The organism is Streptomyces sp. NPDC048269, from assembly GCF_040652395.1.
Classification (GTDB): Bacteria; Actinomycetota; Actinomycetes; order Streptomycetales; family Streptomycetaceae; genus Streptomyces.
Map to the genome: position 1 here is coordinate 1 of NZ_JBEZLW010000093.1, position 7,967 is coordinate 7,967.

Sequence of the window (7,967 nt, forward strand, 5' to 3'; positions counted from 1 at the left end):
TATATCGCTTCGTGTAGTTACTTCCCACCTGGCACTGCTTCCCCTGGGCTCATACGTCCCAGTGTCCAGGTGTCCACATCAACGGGGGAACTTCAAACTCGACCCCCGCCAGCCGGACTCGCACAGTGGCTCCCGCTCCCAGACAACCCCGGCGCAACGCCGACGCCTTCGAGAGGAACACCATGTCCACCACCACGACGTCCACCCAGACCGAGACGAACGAGACCACCGAGACCAACGCGCAGCAGCTGACCCGGCTGCGACGCCAGCGACTCGTTCTCGCCCCGCCCTGGGCCGACCCCGCCCAGGTCGCCCTCGGCGTAGCCGGCCTGTACGCGGGAATCGTGATGCCGTTCCTCCTGTACCTCTGGAAGCGCCGATGACACCACCGACAGACTCACCGAGTTCCTCCCCACCACAGATCAGCGCAGGCAACGATGCGCGGAGCCCGGCCATCGCAGGGGCGGCCAAGCCCACGGCGCCGACAACCGCCGGTCGGCCCGGGCGTTCCCAGTGGGAACACCCGGGCCGATGGCGCCAAGCGACAGCCGGAGGGCGTACGCCATGGAACTGTGGAACGGCATGCGGAGGGCCACCCACCTGACGGGTAGACGGCCCTCCGTGTTCTAGCGATGAGTCCCCGGACCGGCCGGAGACCACGTCATCACCTGCGGTTCGCGAGCACGACGCCGAATGCCGCGCCCAGCGCCGCGCCGACCCCGCCGACCGCCGCAATCGGAGCCGTCAGGGACGGGTGGGCCACGCACACGTAGCCCGTGCCGACCAGGACCAAGACGACGACGAGAACCAGGAGCAGCGTCTGCACCGAGTCCTGGCCCCGCGGGGTCGGCTGCTGGGGCTGGGACTGCGGGTCGTTGGCGGACATAGGGGTTCCCCTCCAATAAGCGCCTGCGGACGGTCCGCAGGCAGTGGCAGGTAGGAGCGCCCTCATCCGTCTCACGGTGAGGGCGGCGAGCGATTCAGAAGGTAGACAAGTGAGGCCTCGACGTTCAAAGGGCGCACTCTCCCCCGCAGAACGCCCACTCAACGGCTCTGAACTGCTGCTTTGGCGCCTCTTAGGGCGTGAATGGCGTTCTCCGGCCAGGCGCTGAACACACACCTTCGCATTACGGACAAAAAGGCACCTTCCGGCTCGGTACCCGCCTACGGTCAGGGGCCTGCGGCCCTTCCCGGTCGGCAGGCCAGACGGCGCTGCCGCAAGACTGGGCAGATGTCGAGCGCCGCCCGCTGGGCACCGGCCCCCGCGCCGCCACCGACACCTCGGCGACGCCCGGCCCCCGAGCCCGTCTGGCGGCCGAACCGGCCGAGGTGGCCCAGGTGGGCCGCCGAGGCCACCGGCTAGCCCGAATGGTCCGCACTGGAGGCCCGCACATTCCGCAAGAGCGGCGCTGACTCAGCTGGTCGCGCTATCCACAGGCAGCGGCAAGCAATCTCTCGGGCCCGCTTGCACACCAGGGGCCCGCGGCTGATCCGGCCAGGCGGTCGTCAGCGTCGGTAGAGGGCGAACGCCGCAACCAGCACCGAGGCCACCCCGCCCACTACCCCAATCGGACCGGTCAAGGACGGGTGGAGCAGGCACAGGTAGAGCGTGGCGCCCAGGACCATGACGACGAGCACCAGGACCAGGAGCAGCACGGGGTCCGTGCCTGAGGGCTGCGGGCTGGCAGCTGCTGGGACTGATTGGTAGCGGTGGACACGAGGTTCCCTCCCTGGGATGCCGGCGGACGGTCCGCCGACGGAGCACGGAGCATGAGATGCCGACACCCCTTGCGTCACGGGGTGGCCGGCGGACAGCAGGTTGCAAGGCGGCGGGGTCAGGCCCGCAAGTTGACCGGGATCAGCGTCCGACGAGTGCGGCCGTCATCTTGGGCTTGCGCAGCCGGGTGATGGTGGTGCGCTGGTTATTGGTAGGCCATGGTGACGCCGAGCGGGGAAAGCGGGGCCTTCGTGCGGTGCTCCCGTCGCTCGACGAACCCGAGGGCGACGAGCTCCTTCAGCCCGCGTTTCGTGGGTGTCGGAGGACCAGCGGTACCACTCGGAGCCTTCTCCCCGGGGTAGGCAGACCAGTCCTTCTCGCACGCGAGGACCAGGAACAGGGCCAGGCCCGACAGGTCCACGGTTCAGCGAGTAGTTCCGTTGGTGTGTCGGCCACTTCTCCGGCTGACGTGATCGACGCTACCCGCAGCTCCTGATGCGTGAAGGAGCCATTCACCCGACCGAGTGGCATATTCCAGTCAGGGCTTATGCGGCCGGGAGACCAGCGGACTCCGCCGCGGACGTCCCAGAGACCCGCTCGGGCACGCCACCAGGTACAGCGCCCCGCCCCCGTCGCCGACTTCCACCCGCCCGGAGCCCCGGTGTTGAACCCGTCAGGGAGCTGCGGTGCGGGGGCGCGACGACCCTTCCACACGGGGGTTCAGGCCCTCGCGCAGTTCCTCGCGTGGGAAGGCGTGGGCTGCCCTTTATCTGATCTAGTGATGAGTCCCCGGCCCGGCCGAAGACCAGGTCATCGCCTGCGGATCGCGACCGCGACGCCGAATGCTGTAGCCAGTGCCGCTCCGACCCCGCCGACCGCTGCGATCGGGCTGGTGAGCGCCGGGTGGGCCACACACAGGTAGCCGGTGCCACCCAGGACCAGGACGACGACGAGGACCAGGAGGAACAGCACGACCGGATCGGTGCCGGGCATCTGCGGGGCCGGCTGCGGGGACTGGGGCTGCTGGTTGGCGGACATGAGGGTTCCCTCCCGAAAGGGCCTGCGGACGGTCCGCGGGCAGTGGGCGGAGCACGAACTTTCGCTGCTCTCAGCCTCTGGCGGGAGCGGATCTTGCAGGAGTGGGAACGGTCGATTACCGGCCAATCGGCAACATCCAGCCGTCCTCAGCCGGGCGTTCCCGGCGTGTCATCACATGCGTGACAATCGGTCAACTGCGCTGTTCATGGACGGCGCTTGCCGGTTGAGAGGCAGGCGATGGAGGCATCCGAAGAGACCGCCGCGGCCGCGTACGCGGCCGCGCTACGCAAGGCGGTGGCCAGCTACACCGCCACCGGTGGAACGCAGAAAGCGATGGCCGACGCGCTGCACATCTCCGCGGCAGCCCTCTCGCGCTATCTGAGCGGGGACCGGATCGCCCCGCGCGAGACGCTCCGCGCCATGCAGGCGTTCCTCGCTGCCCGGGGCCTGCCCCTGACCCACGAGGTCTGGGCGGAGCTGGATGCGCTGTGCGGACAGGCGCACCTCGCCAGCGGATCCCCGGCCGTCCAGCTGGCCCAGCTCAAAGAGGAGCTGGCCCGCCTACGCGGTGAGCAGGAGCGTGCGCAGCAGGTCGCCGAGACGCGCCTGACCGGACTTGAGGAACAGGCAGGGCACCTCGCCGAGCAGTTGGAAGTGGCACTCGCCCGCGCACAGACCGCGGAGGGCGAACGCGAGATACTCCAGGCCCGGGTCACCGAACAGGACGAGAGCCTGCGCCACGCCCAGGACTACATCCACCAGATCGAAGCGGAACTCACCCAGCAGAAGGAAGAGGCCCGCCTCCTGCTCCAGGAAGTCGGCGTACTACGCCAGCAGAACCGTGAGCTCGTCGAAGAACAACACCGCGTTCCCGGGCCGTCAACGCAGGACACGAGCATGGACGCCACCCTCGCGGCCCGCCGCGCCCGGGTCGCAGCGGCGGAAGAGAACCTCAAAGCGGCGGCCCCTCCGCAAGCTCCGCGCCACCGCCTGCGGAATCCCTACGACGAACGGACGCCGCCCAGGACGAGGACGGTCTACACCCGGTCCCCGCCCCCCAAGAACGAGCAGTACACGCCCGGCCGCGACACCCTCAGCGTCCTCGCCCTGATCGCCGTCATCGGCCTTGTGGGCCTGATCTTCAGCGGCGGCATGCAAACCACCCCCGGCCCCGCCATCTGGAAGCTCGCCGTGACCGCCTTTGTCACACTCGCGGTATCGGTAGCGTGCTTGGGCCTGAGTGCCTCGATCGCGGCGAAATATTCGGACAACAGCTGGACCACCGAGTGGCCCCTGGTCCTCGTGACACTCGCCGCAATCGCGACGCTCGTCGCAGCAATCGGCGCCCCGTTCCTCATCGACCCACTCGGACAGTGGCTCGGCAGCCTAGAACTATTGGGGTAATCACCCTCCTTCCCAAGCTCCCAAGCGAGTTTTGGGGTGGTGATCTTCGTTTGTTACGCCCGACCATCGGGCCCGCCTCGCGGCCGAGCTGGCTGAGGTGGCCCCGGCCGCCGAAGCCACCGGACGCACGGAGCGGTCCGCGGCCGCGCCCGGCCGGCGCCCCCTGGACCCCGAAACGCGACGGCGGACCACTGACCGGCCGTCACCAGCGGTTCCCTCACGGGGCCCGTGTCTCGCACAGGCCACGCGCCGACAGGCGGCGGCTCACCCGACGGACCTGCGGATCTCGTCGTCACCGGCGGCGGAGGGCGAGCGCCACACCAAACGCGCCGGCCAGTGCCGAGGCCACCCCGCCCACGGCGCCGATCGGCCCGGCCAGCGAGCGGTGGACCACGCACAGGTAGCCGGTGGCGCCCAGGACCAGGACGACGACGATCCCCACGACCAGGAGCAGCACGGGGTCGGTGCTCGGGGGCTGCGGGGCCGGCTGGTGCTGCTGGTCGATGGTGGCGGACATGAGGGTTCCTCCCGTTGGTGGTCTAGCTGCGGGCCGGGCGGGATCCATTCGATAGCGCTGACGTGCAGGAACTCCCCCGATCCCCCGTCTAAAAAATCTTGAATGAGGGGCATGCGTGTGCAGGCGGACGAACTTCCTGGCCCCCTCCGGCTATTGAATGGCCGCCCGGCGGGGCGTAGGAGTCCCACCTTCATGGCCGTAGGCGGCGCCGGGGAAGGGGTGCCGGTTCCCCCGTTCAAAAGGGGAATTGGGCATAGTCCAGACTCGCGGGATGATCGCGCGCCGCCCCCTGGGCACCGGCCCCCGCCCCGCTACTCCCCCGGCACCGCCACCGGACCGCCGGGCGCTGCTCGGCGCCGAACTGGCGGCCGTCACCGAAGCGCCTGCCATCCGGGCCATGGCCGCGCGAGACGGCCGGCGCCCGCTGGGGGCCGGTCACACTCCGCCGGTGGACTGCTAGCGGGAGCACCGCCGCGGGGCGGGAGCCGGCCTCGACCAGGTCGAAGCCGGTCACTGTCGCCTAGTCCTTCAGTGAGTTGCCCAGGCGTCTGACTTGAGGGTCACGGCTGGTCTTGCGGTTGCCGGTGTCCGGGTCGATGCGGAAGATGCCGCTGGCCCCTCTGATGACGTTGGTGGCGTCGAACAGGTAGAGCTGGGCCGCCACCGCGTGCAGGCTGGGCGGGGTCTGGGGCGAGTTGATCGCTTTGCGGATGGCCTGGCTTGCGGCCAGGAAGCCGTCGTGCGCCATGACGGCCCATCCGCTGGCCAGGTGGCTCTTGTCGAACTGCTGCCCGTGGTGGTCGCCGCCGAACTCCTCGACGAACTTGTTGAACAGGCCGCGGTCGGGGTTGGTGTCGGCGCCGAGCTGGCCGGGGTCGGCGAGCGGCGCGTAGAGGAGGGAGATGGGGGCGGCAGGGTCGTTGAGGGCTGCGAGCTTGGGATCCAGGGTGGCTGCGTCGGACCCGGTGACCACGGTGATGGGGGTGGTGTGGCACTCCCGCTGGCGCAGGTACTCCAGGAAGTCGGGCAAGTGGGTCGCGCGGCCGGCCCAGAACACCAAGTGGGGCATGACGTTGCCGCAGAGGTTGTTGCTGATGGTGTCCAGGCTGGGCCGCACGGCGTCTTCCCGGGCATCGAACTTGAAGGAGATCCCTCCCGCCCGCACGTAGGGAAGGAGACCGATGTCCGGGTTCTGGAACGCCCCCTTGAGGGAGTCCGTGTAGAAGTCGGGCGTCCCGTTCGGGGTGGTCGGCGCGCTGACGAGGGCCGCGGTCTTCAGCTCGGGATGCTTGTGGATCTCCTGGCTGATCGCTCTCATCTGCGCGCTGGAGTTGGGGGCGATCCTCACCAGTCCGGAGATCGCGGTGCCGTGGTCGATGCTGCCGGTGGTGTCGAAGCCGTCCGCGGTGATCAGGTCGCCGACCATCGGGATTTTGGCCTGGGACAAGGCCCGCGCGGCGTCGACCGACTCCTGCTGGCTCAGTCCCATCCCGGTCACCGCGACGAGCCGATCGGCTCCGCCGGTCATCTTCTTGAGGTCGTCGACGACGGTGGGCCAGCTCGACTCGTCGCTGCCCATGTTGGCCAGCACCAGGCGGATCTTGGGGTAGGTGCTGCCCTCGTTCGCCTTCTGCTGGGCCACGACAGCCCCTTCGACCTGGTGCACGGCGCGGCCGACCGTCAGGCTGTTGCCGCCCTCGGTGGTCAGCGGCGCCATCAGGGCCACCGTGACGTAGCCGGGGGACTTCATGACCTCCGTGTTCTCAGCCCCCATCGCCGCGAGGGCCGGCTCGAACGCCTTGCCGAACACGTCGTGGCGATCACCGCCGTCGGTGACCCCAGCACACCAGCCCAGCGTCTGGTGCAGCCTGGCGTTACCGGTGTCGCAGTGGGACTTCCGCACCTGCGCGGCCTGCGCCGCGGCCGCCTTCGCGTCCGCGGCCGCCTTGGCGTCCGCCCCGGCCTTCGCGTCCGCCTCCTGCGCCGCATCCCACTCCGTGTACCCCCACACGCCGCCGGCAAGGGCAACGGCCAGCCCCAGCGAGATCAGCGCGATCAGCCGGCTCCGGGACCGGCGCGGAGGCCGGGGCACCGGGTCCTGAGCCAGCGCCGGGTCCTGAGCCGGGACCCGAGCCGGCGCCGGGTCCTCAGCCAGCACGGGGTCCTCAGCCGGGACCAGGCTCTCGGCCAGGACCAGGCTCTCGGCCAGGACCGGGTCCTCGGCCGGCACCAGGCTCTCGGCCAGGACCGGGTCCTCGGCCGGCACCAGGCTCTCGGCCGGGACGTCGCGGCCCGGCGGCTGCTCGATGGGAGCTCGCCCCTCATCCAGGGCCCACCACACCTCGATCCAGAGGGCCCGGCCGTCTTCGTCCAGTCCACAGCACCTGAGGAACTGCCTCACGAACTCCAGCTCGGGGAGGCGTTCCCGGCTCAAAACGCCTCCCACAGTGCCCTTCGGAAGCCGCCGACCCCCCGCTCGCTCGGCCGCCTTGGCGAGCTTGTCGTACGTCATCCCCTGGGCCTTCATGAAGCTGGTCAGCAGATCACGCATCTCCTTGTGGGTGCCCATCCTGCGGAGCTCCGCCTCCCAGCGCGCCCCGCCCCCGGGGGCCGTCGGGGCCGTCACGCCGTCCCCCCGGGCAGTACAGCCGCGGGCCGGCCGAGCCACGAGCTGATCTGGGTCGCCGTACCGGCCGCGACGGTCACAAGGCCGAACGCGTCGAGCATGGACTGACCCGACTTCATCAACGCGACGACCACCACCACGACCACCACGAAGACCCCCACCCGCAGACCGTCCGACAGCACGCCCGTCCCGCAAGACGGGGTGCTGGGGGCCGGCTCAGAACCGCGACGCCAAATAGATCGATGTACCTGCATGCTGTGCCTCCTGGGCGACGTGGACGTACAGGACAAGCCCCCAAGGCGCTTACCGGACGCCGAGCACGGGCTGTGATGAGACGTAAGCCTGCGGTCGCAAAAGGGCGGGTGGCAACCCTTGATCCAGTACGGAACACAACCGCCTTAATCCGCTCGCAGACCACCCCCGTTCCGCACCCACACCCGCCCCTTCCGGCCCCGAACACGACCGGCACGACCCATACGGCCTGGCGCTCCACCGTTCCGAACAACACCTCAAGCAGTGCGTCCAACCCAGGCTGACCTGGGCAATGAGCGTTCGGAACGAACCAAACCCCTAAGGGTTGTCCCGTAAATGATCTTTGAGTCGGGCAGGGTCGGTCGCGGTGCGGTCCGCTGGCCTATCCGGCGATGGCGAGATTGTGCATGCGG

Annotated in this window: 10 protein-coding genes; 3 read left to right on the forward strand and 7 right to left on the reverse strand. The window is 69.6% G+C overall.

Annotation, left to right across the window (positions count from 1 at the left end; genetic code table 11):
- Positions 1–182 precede the first annotated feature (182 nt).
- The gene (locus tag AB0D48_RS36775; protein ID WP_362407503.1) at positions 183–383 is read left to right on the forward strand and encodes a hypothetical protein; all 201 of its coding nucleotides are present in this window, start codon (positions 183–185) and stop codon (positions 381–383) included.
- A gap of 281 nt (positions 384–664) precedes the next feature.
- On the opposite strand, the gene AB0D48_RS36780 is transcribed toward AB0D48_RS36775, so the two are convergent.
- The 4 genes from AB0D48_RS36780 to AB0D48_RS36795 form a co-directional block, all read right to left on the reverse strand.
- Positions 665–886 (reverse strand): hypothetical protein, encoded by a 222-nt coding sequence (locus AB0D48_RS36780; RefSeq protein WP_362407506.1) that lies wholly within the window; start codon positions 884–886, stop codon positions 665–667.
- A gap of 620 nt (positions 887–1,506) precedes the next feature.
- Positions 1,507–1,656 (reverse strand): hypothetical protein, encoded by a 150-nt coding sequence (locus AB0D48_RS36785; RefSeq protein WP_362407509.1) that lies wholly within the window; start codon positions 1,654–1,656, stop codon positions 1,507–1,509.
- 266 nt (positions 1,657–1,922) lie between these two features.
- Positions 1,923–2,138 (reverse strand): hypothetical protein, encoded by a 216-nt coding sequence (locus tag AB0D48_RS36790; protein WP_362407512.1) that lies wholly within the window; start codon positions 2,136–2,138, stop codon positions 1,923–1,925.
- Between the two features lie 389 nt (positions 2,139–2,527).
- Entirely contained in the window at positions 2,528–2,755 is a 228-nt protein-coding gene (locus AB0D48_RS36795) for a hypothetical protein (RefSeq protein ID WP_362407514.1), read from the reverse strand.
- A 237-nt stretch (positions 2,756–2,992) separates the two neighbouring features.
- On the opposite strand from AB0D48_RS36795, the gene AB0D48_RS36800 reads away from it, so the two are divergent.
- Positions 2,993–4,159 carry a hypothetical protein gene (locus tag AB0D48_RS36800; protein WP_362407517.1) on the forward strand — a complete coding sequence of 389 codons (1,167 nt, stop codon included), beginning with the start codon at positions 2,993–2,995 and terminating at the stop codon, positions 4,157–4,159.
- 292 nt (positions 4,160–4,451) lie between these two features.
- On the opposite strand, the gene AB0D48_RS36805 is transcribed toward AB0D48_RS36800, so the two are convergent.
- Positions 4,452–4,676 carry a hypothetical protein gene (locus AB0D48_RS36805; RefSeq protein WP_362407520.1) on the reverse strand — a complete coding sequence of 75 codons (225 nt, stop codon included), beginning with the start codon at positions 4,674–4,676 and terminating at the stop codon, positions 4,452–4,454.
- Positions 4,677–4,947: 271 nt separating this feature from the next.
- Between AB0D48_RS36805 and AB0D48_RS36810 the strand changes: the two genes are divergently transcribed.
- The gene (locus tag AB0D48_RS36810; protein WP_362407523.1) at positions 4,948–5,136 is read left to right on the forward strand and encodes a hypothetical protein; all 189 of its coding nucleotides are present in this window, start codon (positions 4,948–4,950) and stop codon (positions 5,134–5,136) included.
- Between the two features lie 60 nt (positions 5,137–5,196).
- On the opposite strand, the gene AB0D48_RS36815 is transcribed toward AB0D48_RS36810, so the two are convergent.
- Together AB0D48_RS36815 and AB0D48_RS36820 are read right to left on the reverse strand one after the other, a co-directional pair.
- Complete coding sequence (locus AB0D48_RS36815) at positions 5,197–7,302, reverse strand: hypothetical protein (protein ID WP_362407526.1); 2,106 nt, start codon at positions 7,300–7,302, stop codon at positions 5,197–5,199.
- Positions 7,299–7,484, reverse strand: coding sequence for a hypothetical protein (locus AB0D48_RS36820; protein ID WP_362407529.1), 186 nt, complete (start codon positions 7,482–7,484; stop codon positions 7,299–7,301). Before AB0D48_RS36820 ends, AB0D48_RS36815 begins: the two co-directional genes overlap by 4 nt.
- Between the last annotated feature and the right edge of the window lie 483 nt (positions 7,485–7,967).